The sequence below is a fragment of the Spirillospora sp. CA-142024 genome (assembly GCF_050942325.1).
In the GTDB taxonomy this organism is placed as follows: domain Bacteria; phylum Actinomycetota; class Actinomycetes; order Streptosporangiales; family Streptosporangiaceae; genus Spirillospora.
This window is the reverse complement of record NZ_CP192077.1, coordinates 3,226,652-3,250,949: the sequence shown is the minus strand read 5'-3', so window position 1 is coordinate 3,250,949 and position 24,298 is coordinate 3,226,652. Positions and strand designations below refer to the sequence as shown.

Sequence of the window (24,298 nt, the reverse complement as noted above, 5' to 3'; positions counted from 1 at the left end):
CGGCCCGCCCGGGCTCTGTCACCCGGGCGTCACGGCGCCGCCGTCCGCCGCCGGGCCGCTCGCGCGCCCGTGGGCGCCGCTGAGCCGCTCGGCGTGCTCCTGGAGGGAGCGGACGCCGACCTGGCCGCCGGTGACGGCCTCGATGCCCTGCACGGCCGCCGCGAGGCCCTGCACGGTCGTCACGCACGGTACGCCCCGCAGCACGGCCGCGGTACGGATCTCGTAACCGTCGAGCCGCGGCCCGGACTGGCCGGGGCTGCCGAAGGGAGTGTTGACGATGAGGTCGACCTCGCCGTCCAGGACGCGCCGCACGATCGTGGGCTCGCCGGACGGGCCCGGACCCGCGCTGTGCTTGCGCACGATCTTGGCACGCACGCCGTTGCGGCGCAGGACCTCCGCGGTCCCTTCCGTGGCAAGAATCTCAAAGCCCAGGTCAGCGAGGCGTTTCACCGGGAACACCATGTGTCGTTTGTCCCGGTTGGCGACGGACACGAACGCGCGTCCCTTGGTCGGCAGCGAGCCGTAGGCGGCCTGCTGCGACTTGGCGAACGCGGTGCCGAACACCTCGTCGATCCCCATGACCTCGCCGGTCGAGCGCATCTCCGGGCCGAGGACGGTGTCGACGCCCTGGCCGAGCTCGTTGCGGAACCGGTCGAAGGGCAGGACGGCCTCCTTCACGGCGATCGGCGCGTCCAGGGGCAGGCTTCCGCCGTCGCCCGTCTCCGGCAGCAGGCCCTCGGCGCGCAGCCCGGCGATGGTGGCGCCCATCATCACGCGCGCCGCCGCCTTGGCCAGCGGCACGGCGGTCGCCTTGGAGACGAACGGCACCGTCCGGGACGCGCGCGGGTTGGCCTCCAGCACGTACAGGACGCCCGCGGACAGCGCGTACTGGACGTTCATCAGCCCGCGCACCCCGACGCCCTTGGCGAGCGCCTCCGTCGACTCCCGGATGCGGCGGATGTCGTCGTGCCCCAGGGTGATGGGCGGCAGGGCGCACGCCGAGTCGCCGGAGTGGATCCCGGCCTCCTCGATGTGCTCCATCACGCCGCCGAGGTACAGCTCCTCGCCGTCGTAGAGGGCATCGACGTCGATCTCGATGGCCTCGTCCAAGAAGCGGTCGACGAGGACGGGGTGTTCAGGGCTCGCCTCGGTGGCACGGGCCATGTACGACTCCAGCGTCGCGTCGTCGTACACGATCTCCATGCCGCGCCCGCCGAGAACGTAGGAGGGACGGACGAGAACCGGGTAACCGATCTCGTCGGCGATCTCGCGGGCCTCCTGGTAGGACGTGGCGGTGCCGTGCTTGGGCGCGAGAAGACCCGCCCTGTGCAGGACCCGCCCGAACGCGCCGCGCTCCTCGGCGAGGTGGATGCTCTCCGGGGACGTGCCCACGATCGGCACCCCCGCGTCCTTGAGCTTCTGGGCGAGCCCCAGGGGCGTCTGGCCGCCGAGCTGGACGATGACCCCCGCGACCTCGCCGGACTGCTGTTCCGCGTAGACGACCTCCAGGACGTCCTCCAGCGTCAGCGGCTCGAAGTACAGCCGGTCGGAGGTGTCGTAGTCGGTGGAGACCGTCTCGGGGTTGCAGTTGACCATCACGGTCTCGTAGCCCGCCTCGGCCAGCGTGAACGACGCGTGGACGCACGAGTAGTCGAACTCGACGCCCTGGCCGATGCGGTTGGGACCGCTGCCGAGGATCAGCACCTTGGGCTTGGCGCCCGGCGGTACCTCGGTCTCCTCGTCGTAGGCCGAGTAGAGGTACGGGGTCTGCGCCTCGAACTCGGCGGCGCAGGTGTCCACGGTCAGGTAGACGGGACGGATCCCGAGCGCGTGCCGCAGTTCCCTGACGACCTCCTCCGAGAGACCTCGCAGCTCGCCGATCTGCGCGTCGGAGAACCCGTGCCGCTTGGCGCGCAGCAGTTTGTCCTTGGTGAGCGCGTCGTCGGCGGTGCGGATCTCCTCGGCGACCTCGTTGACGGCGGAGATCTGGTCGAGGAACCAGGGATCGATGCCGGTCGCCTTGTACAGCTCCTCGATGCCGGCCCCGGCCCAGAGCGCGCGCTGGACGTCCCTGAGCCGTCCGTCATGCGGGCGCTTGGCCGACTCGACCAGTTCGGCGGCGTCGGCTTCGCCGGCCCAGCTGAACGACGAGCCCTTCTGTTCGAGCGACCGCAGCGCCTTCTGCAGGGCCTCGGTGAAGCAGCGTCCGATGGCCATGGCCTCGCCCACGGACTTCATGTGCGTGGTGAGCGTGCCGTCCGCGCCGGGGAACTTCTCGAACGCGAAGCGCGGCACCTTCACCACGACGTAGTCGAGCGTGGGCTCGAACGAGGCGGGCGTCACGCTGGTGATGTCGTTGGGGATCTCGTCGAGTGTGTACCCGATCGCCAGCTTCGCCGCGATCTTGGCGATCGGGAAGCCGGTGGCCTTGGACGCGAGCGCCGACGACCGCGACACCCGCGGGTTCATCTCGATCACGATCATCCGGCCGGTGCCGGGGTGCACGGCGAACTGGATGTTGCAGCCGCCGGTGTCGACCCCGACCTCGCGGATCACCGCGATCGCCACGTCCCGCATGTTCTGGTACTCGCGGTCGGTCAGCGTCAGCGCGGGCGCGACCGTGATCGAGTCCCCGGTGTGCACGCCCATCGGGTCGAGGTTCTCGATCGAGCACACGATCACGACGTTGTCGTGCCGGTCGCGCATGACCTCCAGCTCGTACTCCTTCCAGCCGAGGATCGACTCCTCCAGGAGCACCTCGCTGGTCGGGGACGCGTCGAGGCCCGCGCCCGCGATGCGGCGCAGGTCGTCCTCGTCGTGGGCGAAGCCGGAGCCGGCGCCGCCCATCGTGAAGGACGGCCGGACGACGACGGGGTAGCCCAGCCCGCCGGCCGCGGCCAGGCACTCGTCCATCGTGTGGCAGATGAGCGACCGGGCGGACTCGGCGTTCAGGCCCTGCTCGCGCGCGACCTTGGCGACGACGTCCTTGAACCGCTCCCGGTTCTCCCCGGCCTGGATCGCGTCCACGTCGGCGCCGATGAGCTCGACCCCGTACTTGGCGAGGACCCCGCCCTCGTAGAGCGCGATGGCCGTGTTCAGGGCCGTCTGGCCGCCCAGGGTGGGCAGCAGCGCGTCCGGCCGCTCCTTGGCGATGATCTTCTCGACGACCTCGGGGGTGATCGGCTCGACGTAGGTCGCGTCGGCGAACTCGGGGTCGGTCATGATCGTGGCCGGGTTGCTGTTGACCAGCGTCACCCGCAGGCCCTCGGCCTTCAGCACCCGGCACGCCTGGGTGCCGGAGTAGTCGAACTCGCACGCCTGGCCGATGACGATCGGCCCGGAGCCGATGACCAGGACGGAGTTCAGGTCTTCGCGGCGCGGCATTACCTCGACGCCTCCATCAGTTCGCAGAAACGGTCGAAGAGCCCGGACGCGTCGTGCGGGCCCGCGGCGGCCTCCGGGTGGTACTGGACGCTGAACGCCGGGCGGCCGAGGAGCCGCAGCCCTTCGACGCACCCGTCGTTCAGGTTGACGTGGCTGACCTCGGCGCGGCCGTAGGGCGTGTCGAAGGGGCCGTCCGTGGGGGCGTCCACCGCGAAACCGTGGTTGTGGGCGGACACGTCGACCTTGCCGGTCGTCCGGTCCTGGACGGGCTGGTTGATGCCCCGGTGGCCGAAGCGGAGCTTGTACGTCCCGAGGCCGAGCGCACGGCCGAAGATCTGGTTCCCGAAGCAGATGCCGAAGAACGGCGTGCCCGTGTCGAGAACGCCCTTCAGCGCGTCCACCGCGTAGCCGGCGGCCGCCGGGTCCCCAGGGCCGTTGGAGAAGAACACACCGTCGGGTGCGAGAGCGAGGATCTCTTCGGCCGTGCTGGTCGCGGGCAGGACGTGCACTTCGCAGCCCCGCTCGGACATCCGGTACGGCGTCATCGCCTTGATGCCGAGGTCCACGGCCGCGACGGTGAAGCGCTTCTCGCCCTTCGCCTGGACGACGTAGCGCTCCTTGGTCGAGACGTCCCGTGCGAGGTCCGCGCCTTCCATCGAGGAGCTCTGCCGCACACGCTCGATCAGCGCGTCCTCACCGAGCGCCAGGGCGTCCGTGCCGCTGAAGATGGCGGCGCGCATCGCGCCCTTGTCGCGCAGGTGCCGCGTCAGCGCACGGGTGCCGGAGACGGCGATGCCCACGACACCCTGATCGCGCAGCGCGGACCCCAGCGAACCGGTCGCGCGCCAGTTGGACGCGACGCGGGCGGGCTCACGCACCACGTAGCCGGCCACCTGGATACGACGTGATTCAGGGTCCTCGCCGTTGACACCGGTGTTGCCGATGTGAGGGGACGTCATCGCCACGATCTGGCGCGCGTAGGAGGGATCGGTCAGGGTCTCCTGGTAGCCGGTCATCCCGGTGTTGAAGACCATCTCGCCGAAGGTCTCCCCCTCGGCCCCGTACGCGGCCCCGTGGAACACCCTGCCGTCTTCCAGAACGAGCAGAGCAGGGTTCATTGGAGCTTCCCTTCCAGAACGGTCGGCTTGCCGCGCAGGAACGTAGCGACGACGCGTCCGGGCAGCTCCAGCCCCGCGAACGGGGTGTTGCGGCTCTTGGACGTCATCGCGGACGGGTCCACCGAACGGCGAGGCGACGGGTCGTACAGCGTGATGTTGGCGGGCGAACCTGCCTCCAGCGGACGGCCCTGTCCGGAAAGGCGGCCGATGCGGGCGGGACGGGACGCCATGCGGTCGGCGACCCCGGTCCAGTCGAGCAGTCCGGTCTCGACCATCGCCTCCTGGACGACCGGCAGCGCGGTCTCCAGGCCGATCATGCCCATCGCGGCGACCGCCCACTCGGTCTCCTTGGCCTCGACCGGGTGCGGGGCGTGGTCGGTGGCGACGCAGTCGATCGTCCCGTCGGCGAGCGCGTGCCGCAGCGCGGTGACGTCGTCGGCGGTGCGCAGCGGCGGGTTGACCTTGAAGATCGGGTCGTACGTCCCGGCCTTGGCGTCGTTCAGCAGCAGGTGGTGGGGGGTGACCTCGGCGGTCACCGGGCAGCCCTTGCTCTTCGCCCAGCGGATGATCTCCACCGACCCGGCGGTGGACACGTGGCACACGTGCAGCCGGGAGCCGACGTGCTGGGCGAGCAGCACGTCCCGGGCGATGATCGCCTCCTCGGCGACGGCGGGCCACCCGGCCAGGCCGAGCGCGGCGGACATCTCGCCCTCGTTCATCTGCGCGCCCTCGGTGAGGCGCGGCTCCTGGGCGTGCTGGGCGACGACGCCGTCGAACGCCTTCACGTACTCCAGCGCCCGGCGCATGATGACCGCGTCCGACACGCAGTGGCCGTCGTCGGAGAAGACCCGCACCTCGGCGGCGGAGTCGGCCATCGCGCCCAGCTCCGCGAGCTGCTCGCCGGCGATGCCGCGCGTGACGGCCCCGACCGGCTGGACGTCGCAGTAGCCGGCCTCGCGTCCGAGGCGCCACACCTGCTCGACCACGCCGGCCGTGTCGGCGACGGGGTCGGTGTTGGCCATCGCGTGGACGGCGGTGTACCCGCCCATCGCCGCGGCCTTCGTCCCGGACTCGACGGTCTCGGCGTCCTCCCGGCCCGGCTCGCGCAGGTGGGTGTGCAGGTCGACCAGACCGGGGAGGGCCACGAGGCCGGCGGCGTCGACGGTCTGCGCCCCGGCCTCGGCCAGGCCGGAGCCCACCTCGGCGATGGCGCCGTCCCGGACGAGGATGTCGGCGGGCTCGCCGCCCAGGATCCGGGCGCCCTTGATGATGTACGTCGTCACTGGGAGACCTCCTGGCCGATGGCGGGCTCGGAACCCCCGAGCAGCAGGTAGAGGACCGCCATGCGGGCGCTGACGCCGTTGGCGACCTGCTCGACGATCGTGGAACGGACGGAGTCGGCGACCTCGGCGGCGATCTCCACGCCGCGGTTCATCGGGCCGGGGTGCATGACGATGGCGTGCTCGGGCAGTTCGGCCATGCGCTCGGCGTCCAGACCGTACCGGCGGCTGTACTCGCGCACGGTCGGGAAGTAGGCGGCGTTCATCCGCTCCTGCTGGACGCGCAGCATCATGATGACGTCGCTCTTGGGGATGACGCCGTCCAGGTCGTAGGACACCGAGCACGGCCAGGTGTCGATCGCGACGGGCAGGAGCGTCGGCGGCGCGACGACGGTGACGTCCGCGCCGAGCGTGTCCAGCAGCAGGACGTTGGATCGTGCCACACGGCTGTGCAGCACGTCCCCGACGATCGTGACCCTGCGGCCCTCCAGGTCGCCCAGCCGCTTGCGCATCGTGAACGCGTCCAGGAGCGCCTGCGTGGGGTGCTCGTGGGTGCCGTCGCCGGCGTTGACGACGCTGCCCTGCACCCAGCCGGCCAGCCGGTGCGGCGCGCCGGACGCACCGTGCCGGATGACGACGCCGTCCGCGCCCATCGCCTCCAGCGTGAGCGCCGTGTCCTTCAGGCTCTCGCCCTTGGACACGCTGGAGCCCTTGGCGGAGAAGTTGATGACGTCCGCGGACAGCCGCTTCGCGGCCGCCTCGAACGAGATCCGGGTGCGGGTCGAGTCCTCGAAGAACAGGTTCACGACCGTCCGGCCGCGCAGCGTCGGCAGCTTCTTGATGGACCGGCCCGCGATCTGCGCGAGCTCCTCGGCCGTGTCGAGGACGAGCAGCGCGTCGTCGCGGCTCAGGTCGGCGGCGGAGATCAGATGGCGGTTCACCGGGCACCTCCCGCAGGGCCGAGCAGTACCGCGTCGCGCCCGTCGTTCTCGTCCAGCAGGACCTTCACGGTCTCGCGCATCGACGTGGGCAGGTTCTTGCCCACGTAGTCGGCGCGGATCGGCAGCTGCCGGTGCCCGCGGTCGACCAGGACGGCGAGCTGGACGGCGCGGGGGCGGCCGAGATCGTTCAGCGAGTCCAGCGCCGCGCGCACCGTGCGCCCGGAGAACAGCACGTCGTCGACGAGGACGACGACCCTGTCGTCGACGCCCTCGGCGGGCAGTTCGGTGCGGCCGAGGGCGCGGGCGGGCCGCAGCCGCAGGTCGTCCCGGTACATGGTCACGTCGAGCGAGCCCCAGGGCACCGGCCGGCCCTCGACCTCGCGCAGCGCCCCGGCGAGCCGCTCGGCCAGCGTCACGCCGCGGGTCTGGATGCCGAGCAGCAGGACGTCGTGGCCGCCCTTGGTCCGCTCAAGGATCTCGTGTGCGATGCGGGTCAGCGCGCGCCTGATGTCGGGACCCTCCAGAACGGCCTTGGGCCGAGGATCACCGTCAGCGACGCGACGTTCCTGTCCGGGGGCAGCATTCACCACCGAAACCTCCTTTCCCGCCTCACGGGACGGGCCTTAAAGGACGTCTTGTCGCACACACGTTAGCAGCCGGGCGTGACCGCCTCACACCCGGACCGCTCCACGTCTTCGCAGGTGAGAGCGGTCACATTCGGCGGCCCCCGGGGCGGCGGCCCGGCACCGCGACGACCCCGCCGCAGCCCGCCCGCGCGGGGCCGCGGGGGATCCGGACGGCCCGGATCGAGTCCTGCGGATTCGACCGCTTTTTTCCAATCAGCTTGACCTGGGGCCGTACCCGTTTTACCGTCACTGTCCGTAACCATCCCTGGAGACAGACTCTTGAGGCCCTCCGGCTTCGCGAATCTGTCTCGCCCCGGTGACAAGCCGGGGTTTCAACGACGACGAAAGTGAGCCTGGGGGCCGCATAATGCCGTCTGAATACGCAAAGGCTCTCGGCGCGCGCCTGCGCGCCATCCGCACCCAGCAGGGCCTGTCCCTGCACGGGGTGGAAGAGAAGTCCCGCGGCCGCTGGAAGGCCGTCGTCGTGGGTTCGTACGAGCGGGGCGACCGCGCCGTCACCGTTCAGAAGCTGGCCGAGCTCGCCGATTTCTATGGCGTGCCGGTTTCCGAGTTGCTGCCCGGCGGAGCCGCGCCGAGCCCGCTCGGGCCTACACCCAAGCTCGTGATCGATCTAGAGCGGTTGCAGCAGCTTCCGAAAGACAAGGCCGGTCCTCTCGCCCGCTACGCCGCGACGATCCAGAGCCAGCGGGGCGACTACAACGGAAAGGTCCTGTCCATCCGTCAGGAAGACCTGCGTTCACTCGCGGTCATCTATGACAAGTCCCCGACCGAGCTGACCGAGGAGCTGATCGGCTGGGGCGTCCTCGACCCGGAGGCGCGCCGCGCCGTCGAGTCGTTCTGACACACCGCACCACCTGTTTCACCGCACCACCTGCTTCACCACAGGGCCGGGGCCCGCCGCACCACGCGGCGGGCCCCGGTCCTTTCCGGATCCCGGTCCGTGCCGGAGCGCGCTGAGAAGACGAACGCGGAATCGACTGCGCGCGCGGCGGCACCGTGGTTACGATCATGAAGATAATGATCTTGCTCCCGGCCCCTGGACCACGATGACCGCCGACGGCGACCCTCCGGAGACCCCGCCCTCCCCCGCCCGCAGCAGGACCGTCCTGACGATGCGGATCGAGCCCGACCGGCCGGCACCGTGGCGGCCGTCCCGGCGTTCCCTCTTGATCAGCGCGCTGGTGGCGGCCGTCGCCGCGGCGACCTGGGGCGCGGTCAGCCTGCCGGGAATGCTGGACGACGGCATGCGGGGTCCCGACGGAGCGTTCCCGAAGCCGCTGGCCGAGGAACCGCCCGTCCACACGGCCCGGCACGTCGCCACCAGCAGCGGCTACGGCCCGTTCCTCGTCCACGGCGGGCTCGCGATCTTCGGCCGGCGCGACTTTGGCGACAGGGAGGACACCCGCGCCGTCGACATCGCCACCGGAAGGACGTACTGGCGTTTCACGAAGGCGGCGTGGCCCATCGGAGTGGACCGTTCGACGGGCGATGTGCTCGTCCACGGAAAGGACCTCACGGCCATCAACGCGCGCACCGGCCGGATCCACTGGTCGCGCCCCACTCCTGACAACGGCGCCGATTCCGCGCTGCCCGTCGCCGACGCGGGGACGCTGGTGCTCCTCGGGCGTGACGGGCTGACCGGGGTGGGCCGCGCCGACGGCAAGACCCGCTGGACGAAACCGTGGCCCGATTCGTGCTCCGAGAAGAGGGGAGGCGGCGACGTGGACGACGTCGGTCTCGTCGTCAGGGGAACCGTCGTCGTCGACTGCACCGACCTCTTGCACGGTCGCAACACGTCCGTGGTCGGTTTCGACGGACGGACCGGTGCCACGCGCTGGGAGACCCGGATCCCCGACCTCTTCCCCGAGAACACGAAGAAGAAGCCGCGCGGTGAGATCGACTGGGAGCCCATCGGCGGTATCTGGGAAGACCGCGGCCGCGTCGCCATCGGAGCCGGACGGTCGATCGCCCTTCTCGACCCGGCGGACGGCAGGACGCTCGTCCACCACACCTGGAAGGACGACGATCCGATCGCCCTCGGAAGCGGCGTGCTGATCAGCGACTGCGACGCTCCGAAGGGCACGTCACGGATCTGCGGCCGGGATCCGGACTCCGGCAAGAAGCTCTGGGGGACCCTTCTCCCCAAGAACGAGCTCGTGTTCTACACCCAGAGCGCCACCGTGGCCGGCGGGCGCGTCTACGGAATGGCGGCCACAGGGGAAGGCAGGGATCGGAATGGCCACCTTTTCATCCTGGACGCCCGGACCGGTAAGCGGCTCGGTGACGTGCTGCTGCCCGGGCCGCAGGTGGGCGACATAGGGGAGCCGGTCACGGACGGAGTCGTGACGATCCGTGGCGACGGCGGCGACCTCCTCTACGCAGAACGTCCCGATCTGCAGGCCCCCCGCGAACTCACCCCGAAGACCCGGTCTTGACCCGCCGGGGACGGAGATTCACGGGACGGCCGCGGCACGGCACTCCCCCTCGGCATGTGAGAGGCCCCCGGCCGGACGCCGTCTTCCTCTCGGGACGAGGAGGGCCAGCGGGAGGACCGCGGCCATGACCGCGGAGCTCACGGCGAAGCCGGTGGTGAAGCCGCCCTCGCCGGGCACGACGACGATGACGACGGCGCTGACCTGCGTTCCGAGGGATGCGCCGACCGTGCGGATGAGCGTGTTGATGCCGGTGGCCACGCCGGTCTCCTCCGCGGGGACGGCGGCGACGACCAGGTTCGCCACGGCGGCGTAGGCGAAGCCCAGACCGATGCCCCGCGCCAGGCCCCCCACGTAGAGGTGCCACATGGCCTCGTGCTGGGCGGCCACGAACGCATAGCCGAGGGCGGTCATCAGCGCACCGCCGAACAGGACCATGCGGGAGCCGATGCGCCGGTCGAGAAGGCCCGCCGTCATGCCCGCGACGGTCATGCCGACGCTGGCGGGGAGTTGCAGCAGGGCCGCCTGGGTGGCCGTCCCGCCGAAACCGTAGCCGGTGTCGCCCGGGAGCTGGACGAGCAGGGGGAACAGCAGGCCGCCCGCCATGAGCGCGTAGCCGGACATGAGCGAGGCGGCGTTGGCCGTCCAGACGCCGCGCACCCGCATGAGGCGCAGATCGATCAGGGGTTCGCGCACGCGGTTCTCCACCCAAGCCCACGCACCGGCCATGGCGGCCGACAGCGCCAGGAGGCCGAGGACGCCGGGGGACGTCCAGCCCCAGTCCATGCCTTCGGTGAGGGCGGTGAGCGCGGCCACCAGCCAGGCCGCGAACAGGACGGCGCCCCACCAGTCGACCCGGGCCGCCGGACGGGGCGCCGGCCGCGGGACGATCCACCAGGCGAGGGCGACCCCCGGCACCAGGCCGATGACGGGGACCCACAGGAGCCACCGCCAGCCGAGGAAGTCGATGATCGGCCCGGCCAGGCACCACGACACGGCGCCGCCCAGCCCCAGCATGGACGACATGAGGCCGACGGCCGCGGCCGTGCGGGCGGGCGGGATCACGTCCCGGATGATCGTGTAGGCGAGCGGGAAGACACCGCCGCCGACTCCGCCGAGGACGCGTCCGGCCAGCATGACCGGCACGGTCCCGGCCAGGGCCGCGACCACCGTTCCCGCGGTCGCGACGACCAGGACGGCGAGGAGCACGCGGCGCGGCCCGTAGAGGTCGCCCAGCCGTCCGGCCACGGGAGTGGCGACCGCCGCGGACAGCGTCATCGCGGTGAGCGCCCAGGCCGCCCCCGCCGGTGTGGTGTTCAGGCCCTCCTGGATCTGCGGCAGCGCGGGGGTGACCACGGCCATGGACAGCGAGTAGGCCATCACCCCGAGGAAGGCCAGCAGCGGCACCAGCCCGCGCCCGCCCTGCCCCGCCACCGGACCCTCCTCTAGTTCGCCGCCCTAACAATCTCATAGCCGGACGAACCAACACAGACGGGACCCCACTCCTCCCTCGGCAAGCGCCTCAGAATGACCCGCGCGCCCGCGTCACGACGCGCCGATCGCCCCGCTCTCCCGCAGCGCCTCGATCCGCTTCGGGGACAGGGACAGGACCTCGCGCAGCACCTCGTCCGTGTGTTCGCCCAGCGTGGGGGCGGGCGCGGGCGGCGATGAGGCGTCCCCGATCCGCACCGGGGAGCCGGGCGCCAAATGCGGGCCGATGCCCGGCTGGTCCAGGACGGACATGAGGGGTTCGTCACACAGGCCGGCGGCCACCTCCGCGAAGTCCCGGTACCGGGACCACAGCACGGACGTCCCCGTCAGCCCGTCGGCGACCTGCGCACACGTACGGGGCGCGAACCAGGACGCGAGCACGCCGCCGAGAGCCTCACGATGGCGATAGCGGTCACCGGCGCGGCGGAAGTCGGCATCGAGGGCGCGTTCGAGGGCACCGGTCACCTCACCGAGACCTGTGGCCTTCACCAGGTCGCGCCAGTGCCGGGCCGTGAGGACGGCGACCATGACGCGCCCGTCCGCGGTGACGAAATCGCGTCCGAAGTCACCGAACAGGTGATTTCCCAGACGGGCCCTGGGCTCGCCCAGTTGCGCCTCTGCGAGGAAACCGAGATTGCCCGCGGTGGCCAAGGCGACATCCTGCAGCGCGACGCGGAGGCTCTGTCCCTCCCCTGTGCGCAGACGATGCCGCTCGGCCGCCAGCAGCCCGACGGTCATGTAGAGCCCGCAGGCCACGTCCCATGCGGGCAGAGCGTGGTTGACCGGGGTCTCGTGGCCGGACGGGCCCGTGATCGACGGGAAGCCCATGGCGGCGTTCACCGTGTAGTCGACGGCGTTACCGCCTTCACGCGTCCCCTGGAGCTGGACATGGACCAGGTCGGCTCGCGTCGCCTTCAGCTCCTCGTAACCGAGCCCTGGGCGCTGCGGCGCGTTGGTCAGGACGGTCCCGCTCTGCGCGACGAGACCGGCGACCACCTCACGGCCCTCTGGGGAACGCAGGTCGACGGTCACCGACCGCTTGCCCTTGTTGAGCCCCGCCCAGTACAGGCTCCGGCCCGATGGCGCGAGCGGCCACCGGTCGATGTCGGGGCCGCCACCCACCTGGTCGACCCGGATGACGTCCGCGCCGAGCTGCGCCAGCGTCATCCCACCCAGCGGCGTCGCGACGAAGCTGGACAGCTCCACCACGCGCATTCCGTCCAGCGGCAGCGTTCCCGTCATGAAGCGATGTCTACCAGGAACCGCCATCCGCTCCTGGACGGGGCCATGGCATGGGCACGACACCAGAGCCGCCCTGCTCCCCCCGGGAACGGATTTCGCAGCAGGCTTCGGCGGCGGTCCGGGTGGCAGGGGATCGCGCCGGCGGGGCCGGCTCGGGGGGTTGCGGCCGCCGCCGGCGCGATCGCTGAGCACGCCGGAGGGGGGCGCCGTCCCGGGTGAGGACGGCGGGACGGCCGCCCCGGCCTCCGGCGGGGCCGGTCCCGGGAGGGGGACGGGCCTCGGGGGTTGCTCAGCCGGCTTCGGGAACGGGCAGGGTCGGCTGCCCGGCGACGCCGAGGGTGTCCTCGACGAGGGTGACGAAGACCTCGGCGTCGTGCAGGAGCTCCTCCGCCTCGCGCGGGGTGACGGCGCGCGGCAGGCCCGCCTCGGCGGCGGCGCGCTTGTCGGCGCCCGCCGCGAAGAAGGCGGCCCACTCGCGCAGCGCTGGCTCGGCCTCGGGCAGCAGCACCCAGACGCTGCGGGGGCGGCCGCGGCGATGGGTCTCCAGGGGTTCCTTGGACGCCAGCACCGCGGCGGCGGCGCGCAGCGCCGCCAGGTGGGCGCACACGTAGCGGACGGCGGCCGAGGTGGCCTCGGCCGCCTCGGCGAGGCCCATGCGAGCGGCGTGCAGCTGGCCTTCGGCCGTGTGCGCCGGACGCGGCGCGGGCAGCGGGCGGTGGCGTGGGCGTGGGCTCGGCGATGGGACGGACTGGGCGGCGGAGTGGATCCCGCGTGCGGTCATCGTTCCGGACATGTCTGCCTCCTTCCGGGCTCGGGCCGGCCGGGCGGAGAGCTTCCCCTCACTCCGCCCGGCCGTCCGTCCCGCCGAAACACCGCGAACGGCGGGGACGTCGCCCTGGCGCGGGCCGCGAGTCCCGCACCACATCGAACATAAGTTCGACGCACTTCACAGTAAAGCGCCCTGACGGCGATTCGTCAACGTGTTCGAACGTGTGTCGCGCCCCGCAGGTCAGCGGGCATGACGGCAGTACGACAGCGAGGTACGACAGCCGGCCGCGAGACGCTAGTGAGGCCGCCTGACGTGCACGGGGACGTTCGTCCCGAGGAGGTCCGGGAAGTACTCGGCGATGTGCATCGGCATCCGGACGCAGCCGTGCGAGGCGGGGTACTTGGGCACGTCCAGAGCGCCGTGGAAGGCGATGCCGCCGTTGAAGTAGATCGGGTTGTAGAGCTGCCCCAGGGGCGAGGTCTCCCAGCCGGAGGCGCGGCGCCCCGTCCGGAAGTCGCCCGTACCGGTCGTGGCGTAGCGGCAGCGCGCGACGGTGGCGCCACGGTCCTTGGCGCAGTAGTACTCACCGGAGCCGGAAGAGACGTGTGAGATGAGCCGCGGCTCGCCGTTCTCGTAAAGAACGAGGTACTGGCGCTTCAGGTCCACGTCGACGCGGTCCTTCTCGCGCTTCTTGGCCACCGGCCGCGGCTCCCTGGGCGCGTCCAGTGCCTTCCAGAAAGACGCGCCGAGGGTGCTCTTCTGCTTGAGGCGGTTGACCGCCTGGAACGCCCAGACGGCCATCTGGGTGGACGTCCCGTACTTCCCGTCCACCTTGCCCGGGTCGTAGTGCAACTCCTTGAGCCGGCGCTGGAGGGCTTTGACGTCGGCGCCCTTGGCTCCCGGTTTCAGCTTGCGGTGCGTGGGCGTGGGGCTCGGTGTGGGCGTCGCCTTCGTCGCCGACGGCGAGCCCCTCGCCGCGCCCGGCGCCGCGGCCTCCGTGTCGTTGCAGCCCGTCACGAGGACGGCCGCCATCAGCAGAACCGCGCTCTTCCGCACGTCGATCGGTCTCCCTCGCATGCGCTGACCTTAAAGTGCTACCCATGCATCCGAATGCCGAAATCGTCGCGAAGGCCCTGCTCGATCAGGGCGCGACCGGAGTCATCGTAGAGCTTCCCGACTCCGCGCGGACGGCGCAGGCCGCGGCCGACCAGCTGGGCTGCGAGGTCGGCGCGATCGCCAACAGCCTGCTGTTCGACGCCGACGGGGCGCCGCTGCTCGTGCTGACCAGCGGTGCGCACCGCGTCGACACGGCGAAGGTCGCGGCTCTGGTGGGTGCGGCGAAGGTGCGGCGGGCGACGCCGGAGTTCGTCCGCGAGGCGACCGGCCAGCCGATCGGAGGCGTCGCGCCGCTCGGCCACCCGGCGCCGATCCGCACCCTCGTGGACGTCTGGCTGGACCGGCACGACCAGGTGTGGGCGGCGGGCGGTCACCCGCACACCGTCTTCCCTTCGTCATACACCGAACTGCTGAGAATCACCGGGGGAACCCCCGCGGAAGTGGAGTAATGGAGAACGGTCTCCGCATTGGTGAATGCGGAGACCGTAAGTCGGGGTCGAGTGCGCTGCGGTCAGGAAGCAGCGCCCACGAAGATTGCGGCGAGTGTGGGCAGGACCGCGAGAATCATGGCTTTGATCGCGTACTGCAGGTAGCGGAACTTGAGGCAGACGATTTCCTTCATCTCGTCTTCCTCAGTAGAGGTGTTGGACCCATCCGTGGCCACGGCCGTCCCGAATTCGAAGCTTCCGCTCCGGGGGTAGAGGACCACGAACAGGCAGACTGCCGCCACAGCCAGGGCAAGGCCGGTGGCGCTCAACAGGATCCGGCCCGCCAGCGGTCCGGAGGTGACCTTGTCGAGCACGAAGCCGAGGCCCGCCAGGTTCATTCCGGCGAGAACGCTGACCTTGGAGTCAGCAAGCCCCGTCTTGGCCCGCAGGTGGTCCACTGCTGAAGTCTGAGGGTTGTGGGTTGCGGACATGCTGAGCTCCTAGAGCAGCTTGGTTGGCGGCTCCGTGTTGACACGGACCGGCGCGGTCTTTGACAACCGGCGAGACAAGACTGTCCGAAGCCGCATGAGGCGGCAACCACTTGTTCACGGCCGAGGCCGACAGATTCTCCAGGCAGAGGGCGTCGGCCCCACATTCTGAGACGAATTTGGTGACCAAGGTCACCAATTCTCGTAAGGGAAGTAGAGCTGGATATATTCCAGCGGGCGGCCGTCGTGGCGACGCGGCGGATGACCACCACGGGGGTTCCGGTGGCTTCCATGCGGAGATCGACGGGCCTGTCCGCTGACCTGCGGCTTCGCATCCATTAGCCTCCCCTCATGGAGATCTGGCACAACCCGCGTTGTTCGAAGAGCCGTGCCGCGAAGGCCGCGCTGGACGAGGCGGGCGTCGAGTACACCGAGCGCCGCTACCTGGACGAGCCGCCCACGGCGGACGAACTGGACGCGGTTCTCACCCGGATCGGCGCCGAGCCGTGGGAGGTGGCGAGGCTGAACGAGCCGGTCGCCAGGGAACTCGGGCTCAAGGACCTCGACCACGACCGGGCCCGGTGGATCGAGATCATGGTGGCGAACCCGGTGCTGATCCAGCGCCCTATCGTGCTGACCGGTGACGACGCCGTCGTTGCCCGTGACGACGCATCGGTGCGCAAGGCCCTCGGCGACCGGTGAGATCGGCGGCCGGTGACATCGGTCTCTCGCTCTTCCGTCACCCGGCGGACCAGCCCGCGGGTCTAGTCTCTGTCGGGTGAGGGACCCGAAGCTCCGCGAGATCGACGAACGCGCCTTCCTACGCAGGCTCGGCCCCATGCTGGACGTGTACGCGGCCGCGATGGTGCCGCCGAACGAGCAGCTCCCGGGCCGGCACACCATCATGGAACGGCACGCCTCGTATCCGGGGTTCCGCGCGTTCGTCGTCGATCGGCGCGGCGCGCTGCCCGTCATGCCCGGCCCCGTCCAGGGTTTCGCGTACGGGTTCCATGGGACGCGCGGCCAGTGGTGGCACGACGTCGTCCACCAGGCGCTGTCCGATCTGGAGGGTCCCGAGCACGCCGAGGCGTGGCTGGAGGACGCGTTCGAGGTCGCCGAACTGCACGTCCATCCGCAGGCGCAGGGCAAGGGCCTCGGCCGGGGGCTGCTCAACGCGCTCTGCGAGGGGCGGCCGGAGCGGACGGTCGTGCTGTCGACGCTCGACAGGAGACCGGACACTCCGGCGCGCACCCTCTACCGCTCGGTCGGCATGGTCGACCTGCTGACCGATTTCGAGTTCCCGGGCGGCGGGCCCCGCTACGCGGTCATGGGCGGGACGCTGCCCCTGGCGCCGTATCCGGCGCCGTCCAGCAGCGAGTAGACCTCGCGCGTCGCCGTGGACTTGTTGAACGTGATGAAGTGGATTCCCGGCGCGTCCTGCTCGAGCAGCTCGGCGCACAGCTCGGCGGCGTGCTCGATGCCGAGCCTGCGGACCGCCTCGGGGTCGTCCGCGACGGCGTCGAACCGGGCCTTGACCTCGGGCGGGAACGGCGCGCCCGACAGCTGCTCGGACCGCTCGATGGTGCTGATCTGGGTCACCGGCATGATGCCCGGCAGGATCGGCACGTCGCAGCCGGCGGCGTCGACGCGGTCGCGCAGGCGGAAGTAGTCCTCGGCGCGAAAGAACATCTGGGTGATCGCGTAGTCGGCGCCGGCCCGGCACTTCTCGATGAAGTAGCGGGTGTCGCTCTCGACGTCGGGCGAGCGGGGGTGCTTGTAGGGGAACGCGGCGACGCCGACGCTGAAGTCGCCGTAGGAGCGGATCAGCCGGACGAGTTCGGCGGCGTACTCCACGCCGTCGGGGTGCTTGACCCACTCCCCCATCGGGTCGCCGGGCGGGTCGCCGCGCAGCGCGAGGACGTTGCGGACGCCGGCCGCGGCGAACCGGCCGATGAGGTTGCGCAGTTCGGCCTGGGAGTGGTTCACCGCGGTGAAGTGCGCGACGGGGGTGAGGGTGGTGTCGGTGGCGATCCGCTCGACGATGTCGACGGTCGTGTCGCGGGTGCCGCCGCCCGCGCCGTAGGTCACCGACACGAACGTCGGGTGCAGCGACTCCAGTTCGCGGATCGTGCGCCAGAGGTTCCGCGCGCCCTTGTCGGTCTTGGGCGGGAAGAACTCGAACGAGAACGAGCGCGCGCCGGAGGCGAGCAGCTCTCGGACGGCGGGGGGCCGGTCGGGGCGCAGGCGTCGCATTCCCCAAGCCTACAGAAGGGCGCGCGGCCGCCGATCCGCGTGATGCTCACCACACCGCACGGGCGTTATGCCCCTATTTCTGAAGCTTCACTGACTTCTCACGTTTTCGGGGTGAGGTGGAAACAGCCCAGGTGGATACGATCGCGGCATGTCGACCAGCCGCATCCGTAAGGAGGTCGACGAGGCCCTCCTGGGCTTCGTCGACCGGCAGCGCCCGGCCCTGCTGAACATCAGCGCCGACCTCGCGCCCCTGCTGTCCGCCCTGGACGCCCTGCTGGGCGGCGGGAAGCGGCTGCGTCCCGCGTTCTGCTACTGGGGGTGGCGCGCCGCGGGCGGAGGGGACGGCCCCGGCATCGTGACCGCCGCCGCGTCGCTGGAACTGCTCCAGGCCAGCGCGCTGATCCACGACGACGTCATGGACTCCAGCGACACCCGCCGCGGCCAGCCGTCCGCGCACCGCCGGTTCGAGGCGCTGCACCGCGCGCAGGGCTGGCCGGGCGGCGCGGAGGCGTTCGGCGGCGGCGCCGCGATCCTGCTCGGCGACCTGTGCCTGGCCTGGTCCAGCGAGATGTTCGAGGCGTGCGCGCTCGGCGGGGACGGCGGGCGGCGCGGCCGCGAGGTCTACGACCTGATGCGCACCGAGGTCATGTGCGGCCAGTACCTCGACATGCTGGAGGGCACCCGCCGCGAGGCCAACGTCGCGACGGCCCTGCGGGTGGTGGAGTACAAGAGCGCCAAGTACACGATCGAGCGCCCGCTGCACCTCGGCGCGGCGCTGGCCGGCGCCCGCCCGGACGTGACGGCCGCGCTCACCGGGTACGGCCTGCCGCTCGGCATCGCCTTCCAGCTCCGCGACGACGTGCTCGGCGTGTTCGGCGACCCCGCCGCGACCGGCAAGCCCGCGGGCGACGACCTGCGCGAGGGCAAGCGGACCGTCCTGGTCGCGCTGACGCTGGAGCGCGCGTCCGCGGCACAGGCGGCGGCGCTGGAGCGGCGCCTCGGCGACCCGGACCTCGACCGGCCGGGCGTGGACGAGCTGCGCGCGATCATCGAGGAGACCGGCGGCCTCACCGCCTGCGAGGCCATGATCGAGCGGTACCAGCGCGAGGCCGAGAAGGCCCTGGAGGCGGCGCCGATCACCGCCGAGGCCCGCCGGGCCCTCGGCGAGCTCGCGGTGGCCGCCACCACCCGCAGCACCTGAGTCCACCATGACACGATCCGGCCAACTTTCCGTGGCGGGCTAGAACTTTCCCACTGATCGGTGGCAGAAATGTCGCCATGTGCGCCGACACCCCAGGGAACCGCGTCCCCCGTTTCGATCCGCTCCCCGAGGAGGAGTGGGACGACGTGCTCAAGGCCGTCACCGAGACGATCGGCCCGCTGAACGTCGTCACCACGCTCGCCCGCCACCCGGAGCTGTTCCACTCCTGGATCGGGTTCGGCTCGATGCTGCTGATGAAGGGCACGCTGAGCGCCCGGGACCGCGAGCTGGCCATCCTGCGGACGGCGCACCACCGGTCCTGCGCGTACGAGTGGGACCACCATCGCGTGGTCGCGCTGGGCGTGGGCCTCACCGAAGCGGAGATCGCCGCGATCCGCCTGGCTCCGGACGGGCACGGCTGGAGCGAGGACGACCGCATGGTGCTGACCGCCGCCGACGAGTTGCACGCGAACGGCACGATCGGCGACGCGACCTGGACGGAGCTGTCCACCCGGTTCAGGGAGCGCGAGCTGATCGAGCTGGTCATGCTGATCGGCCACTATCACATGGTCGCCTTCGCGCTGAACGCCCTCCGGGTCCAGAACGAGGAGGGCGGTTGATGCGCGTGGGCCGGTGGCTGCCGGCGGCGGGCGCGCTCGCGTCCGTCCTGGCGCTCACGGCGGTGCCGACGCCCGCCGAGGCCCGCGCGGCGACCGGTCGCTGCGGCGACCCGGCACGGCGGCCATGGTGCGACAAGGGGCTGACCCCCGATCGGCGGACGGCGCTGCTGCTGCCGAGGATGACCGCCGACGAGAAGATCGCGATGCTGGCGTCCGACGACCCGTTCGGCGGCCCGTTGGGCGGGTTCTCCGAGGACGCCCACGCCGACACGAACAGCGGGATCGAGCGCCTCGGCATCCCGCCGCTCTACATGGCCGACGGCCCGGCGGGCGTCCGGCAGGGCAAGGCGACCGCGCTGCCCGCGCCTATCGCGCTGGCGGCGGGTTTCGACCCGAACGCCGCGCGGCTGTACGGCGGGACCGTCGCGTGGGAGGCGCGGCACCGCGCCAACGACCTCGTCTTCGGGCCCACCGTCGACGTTCTGCGGACGCCCCGCAACGGCCGGACGTTCGAGGGCTTCGGCGAGGACCCCTACCTGTCGGCGACGCTCGGAGTGCCCTGGATCAAGGGCGCGCAGGCGCAGGGCGTGATGACGTCGGTCAAGCACATGGCCGTGTACACGCAGGAGACCGACCGGCTGTCGCTCGGCATGAACGTCGACCAGCGGACGCTTCGGGAGATCTACCTGCCGCCGTTCGAGGCCGCGGTGAAGGACGCCGGAGCGGCGACCGTGATGTGCGGGTTCGGCCGGCTGAACGGCCGGTGGGCCTGCCAGGACGACGCCGCCCTCGGCAAGATCCTGCGGTCGGAATGGGGCTTCACGGGGTTCGTCCCGTCCGACCACACCGCCGCGCAGGACACCGCCGGCGCCGCCAACGGCGGCCTCGACATGGAACTGCCGATCGGCATGAAGTACAACGCGTTCCTGCTGAAGCTCGCCGTCGCCCAGAAGAAGGTCACGCAGGCCACCATCGACGCGCACGTCCGCAACATCCTGCGGACGATGTTCAGGTTCGGGGTGTTCGACCGGCAGGCGTACCCCAACGACCTGACCCGCATCGACCGTGCGGCGGGCCAGAGCGCCGCCCGGCAGGTCGAGGAGGGCGGGATCACGCTGCTGAAGAACGACGGCGTCCTTCCGCTGAAGGGCCCGGCGTCGATCGCACTGATCGGGCGGGCCGCTCAGCAGAGCCCGAGTGGTTTCGGCTCGGCGAAGGTCGTTCCCTTCACGACCGTGAGCGCGCAGGACGGCATCACCAGCCGCGCGGGGTCCGGGACCAAGGTGACCTACAACAACGGTGACGACCACAGGGACGCCGCCGACGCCGCGCGTGGGGCGGATGTCGCCATCGTGTTCGCCACCGACAGCCAGGGCGAATTCTTCGACAAGGCGTGCCTGACGCTGGAATGCGGCGAGCCGCTGAGAGGCGACCAAGACGGACTGATCTCCGAGGTCGCCAAGGCCAACCCGAACACGATCGTGGTACTGAACACGGGCGGGCCCGTGCTGACGCCCTGGGCCGGGCAGGTGAAGGGCATCGTCGAAGCCTGGTACCCGGGTCAGGAGGCCGGGACCGCCCTGGCGCGCGTCCTGTACGGGGACGTGGACCCAGGCGGACGGCTCCCTGTGACGTTCCCCGTCAACGAGAACGACGCGCCGACGTCCGGGAACCCGGCCCAGTACCCCGGCCTCAACAAGAACACCACGTTCTCCGAGGGCGTCATGATCGGCTACCGGCACTACGACGCGAACGGCATCGCGCCGAGGTTCCCGTTCGGGCACGGCCTGTCGTACACGACGTTCGCCTACAGCGGTCTCGTGGCGACCTCCAAGGCCGTGCAGGTGACGGTCACCAACACCGGCCAGAGGACCGGCATCGCCGTCCCGCAGCTCTACATCGGCATGCCGTCGCCCGGCGTGGAGGTGCCGCAACCGCCTAAACAGCTCAAGGGCTATGCCAAGGTCACGCTCGGGCCGGGCCAGAGCGCGAAGGTGACGTTCCCGTTGACTCCGCGCTCGTTCTCCTACTGGAACCAGGCGGCGAAGGCGTGGAAGGTCGCCGACGGCTGCTACAAGGTCATGGTGGGCGCATCGTCCCGGCAGATCTCCCGGTCGGCGGCACTCGGGGCATGCCGCCGACGGTGAAAGATCGTGGTTCCCCTGCCTTACTCGCCGGTTACGCGGTACAAATGAGGAAATCTTCGTCCGTCCCCGCCGAGTCGGAGTCCCCCTGTGCCGCACGACACCTCCCGCGGGAGGACGAACCCCCGTCCCGCGCGTACCGCCGCCCGCCCCGGGCGGCCCGGCCAGGCCCATGCGGGCCGGCCCGGTAAGCCGCGCCACGGCCAGGCACATGCCGGTCAGGCCCGTTCCGGCGCCGACCGGCCGGGCGGCCCGGACGGCCGCGGCGGCCAGGAACGCCAGGGCGCCGCGAAGCGCCCGGGCGGTCCGGAAAGGCAGGGCGGCATGTCCCGCCACGGCCACGGCCGCGACCGGCGGCACGAGACGCCGCTCGGCCCCGACGACCCGCGCGGCCTCGGCGGCTACACACTGCTCGGCCGGCTCGGCGAGGGCGGCCAGGGCGTGGTGTACCTCGGCCGGGACGGCGACGGCGGGCTCGTCACCGTCAAGCTGCTCCGCGGCGGCGTGGCGGCCGGGCAGCGGGCGCGCAGCCGCTTCGTCAAGGAGGCGGACGCGGCGCTGCGGGTGTCCGGGCGGCACACCGCGCGCGTCCTGGACGCGGACATGACCGGCGACCGCCCCTACATCGTCAGCGAGTTCGTCGAGGGGCCCTCGCTCCAGCACGTCGTCGAGGACCGCGGCCCGCTGCCCGCGCCGCGGCTGCGCAAGGTCGCGGCGCGCACGGCGGCGGCGCTGGCCGCGATCCACCGCGCCGGGATCGTGCACCGCGACTTCAAGCCCGGCAACGTGCTGCTCGGCCCGGACGGCGCCAAGGTCATCGACTTCGGCATCGCCCGCACCGCCGACGCCCTGGGGCTGGACACGCCGCTGACCACCGGCCCGGTCGGCACCCCCGCCTACATGGCGCCCGAGCAGATCGAGGAGGAGCCGGTCGGGCCGGCCGCCGACGTGTTCGCCTGGGGCGCCACGATGGTGTTCGCCGCGACCGGGCACCCGCCGTTCGGCAGCGGGCCGAGCGCGGCGGTCATGCGGCGGGTGACGTCCCGCAGGCCGGACCTCGGCGACATGGAGGGCCCGCTGCGCGACCTCGCGGCCCGCTGCCTGGACAAGAACCCCGCCGCCCGGCCGACCGCGGCGCAGCTCGTCCGGGCGCTGCGCGCGGGACAGGGTCCGGCGCCGAAGCCGCGCCCGACCCGGATCCCCCGCTACCGGTGGCGGATGATGGTCGCGCTCGGCGCCGTCGTCGTCGCCGGGTTCGCGCTCGGCATGCTGTTCTGACCGTCGGTCACCAGTGCGGCGGACGGTCCTCCAGCAGCCGGGAATCGTCGTCGCCGGCGCCGCGCCACTCGCCCCACCCGGTGTCGGTGTCGTCGGACGTCTGGTCCGGCAGGATCTCCAGGTCGTCGTCGAGGTCGACCGAGCGGTCGTCGTCGGGTCCTGCGTTCATGATCCCCATTGTCGGTGATCGATCCGGGACCCGCACCGTGATCCAGGTCAAACCATGACAAGGTTCAGGAGGCCGGTGTCCGGGAGGCCAGCCGGCGCGCGAACTCGGCCGCGGCGGCACCCGGATCGTCCGCCTCGGTGATCGCCCGGACCACCACGACGCGGTTCGCCCCCGCGGCCAGGACCTCGTCCAGGTTGCCGAGGTCGATGCCGCCGATCGCGAACCACGGCCGCGCGACCCGCTGCGCCGCGACGTACTCCAGCAGCTTCGGCCCCGGAGCGGGCCGCCCCGGCTTGGTCGGCGTCGGCCAGACCGGGCCGGCGCAGAAGTAGTCGCTGCCCGGCTCGGCCGCCGCCGCCGACGCCTGCTCGCCGGAGTGCGTCGACCGGCCGATCAGCATGTCGCCGCCGATGATCTCGCGGGCGGCGGGCACCGGCAGATCGTCCTGGCCGAGGTGCAGCACGTCCGCGCGGACGGCGTGCGCCACGTCGGCGCGGTCGTTCACCGCCAGCAGCGCCCCGTGCCGCTCGCAGGCCGCCCGGAAGATCTCCAGGTAGGCCATCTCCTGCCGCGCCTCCAGGCCCTTCTGGCGGAGCTGGACGAGGTCGACGCCAGCTCCGAGGACCGCGTCCAGGAAGTCGGGGAGGTCCCCCTGCCGCTCACGCGCGTCCGTGCAGAGGTAGAGGCGGGCTCGGCTGAGCCGGGCGCGCAGGGCGACCGCGCGCTCGCCGGGGAGGTGCCTGGACACGGCGGAGGAACGTCCTTTCCCAAGAGCGGTCACGAGGTCACGCGGCGGTCCGGTGCCGTCCCGCGTGACCCCGCGATCGTGTCACATGCGTCGCATGCCCTGGAAAGCGCGGGGCGCCCTAGAAAGCCAGTGCCTGGGCGCGGCGGCGGACCTCGGTCCCCCGGTTCTCGGTGAGCGCGTCCACGGGCGTTCCCGGCAGCGTGTCGTCGGCCGTGAACAGCCAGCGGATCGTCTCGACGTCGTCGAATCCGGCGTCCGACAGGAGCGTCAGCGTGCCGGGCAGCCCCTTGATGACCTGGCCGTCCTTGATGAAGGCCGCGGGCACCATGGGTTCGCCCTCCCGGCGCACCGCGAGGATCCGGTGCTCGTGGATGAGCTGCTTGATCCGGTGGGGCTTGATCCCGAGCCGCTCGGCGGTCTCCCTGAGGGTGAGCCATTCGCCGGCGAGGGCGTCGGTGCGGGGGTCCAGTGCGCTGTCAACGGTTGCGTGCATCTGCGTCACGCCCCCTTGCTACCACGCCATCGGAACCCTCAAACCCCCTGGACAAC

23 protein-coding genes are annotated in these 24,298 nt (G+C 71.6%); 9 read left to right on the top strand and 14 right to left on the bottom strand.

All coding sequences use genetic code 11. The annotated features are described in order from the left end of the window. Positions 1-18: 18 nt before the first annotated feature. Genes carB through pyrR form a run of 5 tightly spaced genes read right to left on the bottom strand, consistent with a single transcriptional unit; the run spans position 19 to position 7,313 of the window. The gene (gene carB / locus ACQPZP_RS15780) at positions 19-3,384 is read right to left on the bottom strand and encodes a carbamoyl-phosphate synthase large subunit (RefSeq protein ID WP_433478361.1); all 3,366 of its coding nucleotides are present in this window, start codon (positions 3,382-3,384) and stop codon (positions 19-21) included. After that, on the bottom strand, positions 3,384-4,502 hold the full coding sequence (gene carA / locus ACQPZP_RS15775; protein ID WP_433478360.1) for a glutamine-hydrolyzing carbamoyl-phosphate synthase small subunit: 1,119 nt from the start codon (positions 4,500-4,502) through the stop codon (positions 3,384-3,386). The genes carB and carA overlap by 1 nt, the downstream gene beginning before the upstream one ends. Next, complete coding sequence (locus ACQPZP_RS15770; RefSeq protein WP_433478359.1) at positions 4,499-5,785, bottom strand: dihydroorotase; 1,287 nt, start codon at positions 5,783-5,785, stop codon at positions 4,499-4,501. The genes carA and ACQPZP_RS15770 overlap by 4 nt, the downstream gene beginning before the upstream one ends. Next, complete coding sequence (locus ACQPZP_RS15765; protein ID WP_433468509.1) at positions 5,782-6,723, bottom strand: aspartate carbamoyltransferase catalytic subunit; 942 nt, start codon at positions 6,721-6,723, stop codon at positions 5,782-5,784. The genes ACQPZP_RS15770 and ACQPZP_RS15765 overlap by 4 nt, the downstream gene beginning before the upstream one ends. Continuing rightward, positions 6,720-7,313, bottom strand: coding sequence for a bifunctional pyr operon transcriptional regulator/uracil phosphoribosyltransferase PyrR (gene pyrR / locus ACQPZP_RS15760; RefSeq protein ID WP_433468508.1), 594 nt, complete (start codon positions 7,311-7,313; stop codon positions 6,720-6,722). Before pyrR ends, ACQPZP_RS15765 begins: the two co-directional genes overlap by 4 nt. 403 nt (positions 7,314-7,716) lie before the next feature. Here pyrR and bldD point away from each other — a divergent pair, with 403 nt between their 5' ends. Both bldD and ACQPZP_RS15750 read left to right on the top strand, forming a co-directional pair. Beyond that, a complete protein-coding gene (gene bldD, locus ACQPZP_RS15755; protein ID WP_021597992.1) occupies positions 7,717-8,211 on the top strand; it encodes a transcriptional regulator BldD in 495 nt (164 codons plus the stop codon). Between the two features lie 205 nt (positions 8,212-8,416). After that, entirely contained in the window at positions 8,417-9,805 is a 1,389-nt protein-coding gene (locus ACQPZP_RS15750) for a PQQ-binding-like beta-propeller repeat protein (protein WP_433478358.1), read from the top strand. Between the two features lie 18 nt (positions 9,806-9,823). Here the strand turns inward: ACQPZP_RS15750 and ACQPZP_RS15745 are convergent, their stop codons facing one another. The 4 genes from ACQPZP_RS15745 to ACQPZP_RS15730 form a co-directional block, all read right to left on the bottom strand. Beyond that, positions 9,824-11,236, bottom strand: coding sequence for an MFS transporter (locus ACQPZP_RS15745; protein WP_433478357.1), 1,413 nt, complete (start codon positions 11,234-11,236; stop codon positions 9,824-9,826). 111 nt (positions 11,237-11,347) lie between these two features. Beyond that, entirely contained in the window at positions 11,348-12,535 is a 1,188-nt protein-coding gene (locus ACQPZP_RS15740; protein WP_433478356.1) for a CoA transferase, read from the bottom strand. A 289-nt stretch (positions 12,536-12,824) separates the two neighbouring features. Then, positions 12,825-13,328 (bottom strand): SAV_6107 family HEPN domain-containing protein, encoded by a 504-nt coding sequence (locus ACQPZP_RS15735; protein WP_433468505.1) that lies wholly within the window; start codon positions 13,326-13,328, stop codon positions 12,825-12,827. A 270-nt stretch (positions 13,329-13,598) separates the two neighbouring features. Continuing rightward, a complete protein-coding gene (locus tag ACQPZP_RS15730) occupies positions 13,599-14,381 on the bottom strand; it encodes a L,D-transpeptidase family protein (protein ID WP_433478355.1) in 783 nt (260 codons plus the stop codon). Positions 14,382-14,404: 23 nt separating this feature from the next. On the opposite strand from ACQPZP_RS15730, the gene ACQPZP_RS15725 reads away from it, so the two are divergent. Continuing rightward, positions 14,405-14,869 carry a YbaK/EbsC family protein gene (locus ACQPZP_RS15725; protein ID WP_433478354.1) on the top strand — a complete coding sequence of 155 codons (465 nt, stop codon included), beginning with the start codon at positions 14,405-14,407 and terminating at the stop codon, positions 14,867-14,869. 62 nt (positions 14,870-14,931) lie between these two features. Here ACQPZP_RS15725 and ACQPZP_RS15720 read toward each other — a convergent pair whose 3' ends face one another. Next, a complete protein-coding gene (locus tag ACQPZP_RS15720; RefSeq protein WP_433478353.1) occupies positions 14,932-15,339 on the bottom strand; it encodes a hypothetical protein in 408 nt (135 codons plus the stop codon). Between the two features lie 348 nt (positions 15,340-15,687). Between ACQPZP_RS15720 and ACQPZP_RS15715 the strand changes: the two genes are divergently transcribed. Next, complete coding sequence (locus ACQPZP_RS15715) at positions 15,688-16,038, top strand: arsenate reductase family protein (RefSeq protein WP_433478352.1); 351 nt, start codon at positions 15,688-15,690, stop codon at positions 16,036-16,038. Between the two features lie 76 nt (positions 16,039-16,114). Then, entirely contained in the window at positions 16,115-16,717 is a 603-nt protein-coding gene (locus ACQPZP_RS15710; RefSeq protein ID WP_433478351.1) for a GNAT family N-acetyltransferase, read from the top strand. Here the strand turns inward: ACQPZP_RS15710 and metF are convergent. Further along, positions 16,654-17,589, bottom strand: coding sequence for a methylenetetrahydrofolate reductase [NAD(P)H] (metF, locus tag ACQPZP_RS15705; protein ID WP_433478350.1), 936 nt, complete (start codon positions 17,587-17,589; stop codon positions 16,654-16,656). The two genes, ACQPZP_RS15710 and metF, sit on opposite strands and share 64 nt — an antisense overlap. Positions 17,590-17,737: 148 nt before the next feature. On the opposite strand from metF, the gene ACQPZP_RS15700 reads away from it, so the two are divergent. The 4 genes from ACQPZP_RS15700 (at position 17,738) to ACQPZP_RS15685 (ending at position 22,832) form a co-directional block, all read left to right on the top strand. Next, positions 17,738-18,790 carry a polyprenyl synthetase family protein gene (locus tag ACQPZP_RS15700; protein WP_433478349.1) on the top strand — a complete coding sequence of 351 codons (1,053 nt, stop codon included), beginning with the start codon at positions 17,738-17,740 and terminating at the stop codon, positions 18,788-18,790. Positions 18,791-18,867: 77 nt separating this feature from the next. Further along, on the top strand, positions 18,868-19,410 hold the full coding sequence (locus ACQPZP_RS15695) for a carboxymuconolactone decarboxylase family protein (RefSeq protein ID WP_433478348.1): 543 nt from the start codon (positions 18,868-18,870) through the stop codon (positions 19,408-19,410). Beyond that, positions 19,410-21,557, top strand: a complete 2,148-nt coding sequence (locus tag ACQPZP_RS15690; protein ID WP_433478347.1) for a beta-glucosidase family protein — start codon at positions 19,410-19,412, stop codon at positions 21,555-21,557. Before ACQPZP_RS15695 ends, ACQPZP_RS15690 begins: the two co-directional genes overlap by 1 nt. An 87-nt stretch (positions 21,558-21,644) precedes the next feature. Beyond that, entirely contained in the window at positions 21,645-22,832 is a 1,188-nt protein-coding gene (locus ACQPZP_RS15685) for a serine/threonine-protein kinase (protein ID WP_433478346.1), read from the top strand. A gap of 7 nt (positions 22,833-22,839) precedes the next feature. Here ACQPZP_RS15685 and ACQPZP_RS15680 read toward each other — a convergent pair whose 3' ends face one another. The 3 genes from ACQPZP_RS15680 to ACQPZP_RS15670 all read right to left on the bottom strand — a co-directional run bounded on the left by ACQPZP_RS15680 (position 22,840) and on the right by ACQPZP_RS15670 (position 24,242). Continuing rightward, entirely contained in the window at positions 22,840-23,001 is a 162-nt protein-coding gene (locus ACQPZP_RS15680; protein WP_433478345.1) for a hypothetical protein, read from the bottom strand. 64 nt (positions 23,002-23,065) lie between these two features. Further along, the gene (thiE, locus tag ACQPZP_RS15675; RefSeq protein ID WP_433478344.1) at positions 23,066-23,749 is read right to left on the bottom strand and encodes a thiamine phosphate synthase; all 684 of its coding nucleotides are present in this window, start codon (positions 23,747-23,749) and stop codon (positions 23,066-23,068) included. A 118-nt stretch (positions 23,750-23,867) separates the two neighbouring features. After that, positions 23,868-24,242: an Rv2175c family DNA-binding protein gene (locus tag ACQPZP_RS15670; protein WP_433478343.1), complete on the bottom strand. Its 375-nt coding sequence runs from the start codon at positions 24,240-24,242 to the stop codon at positions 23,868-23,870. Between the last annotated feature and the right edge of the window lie 56 nt (positions 24,243-24,298).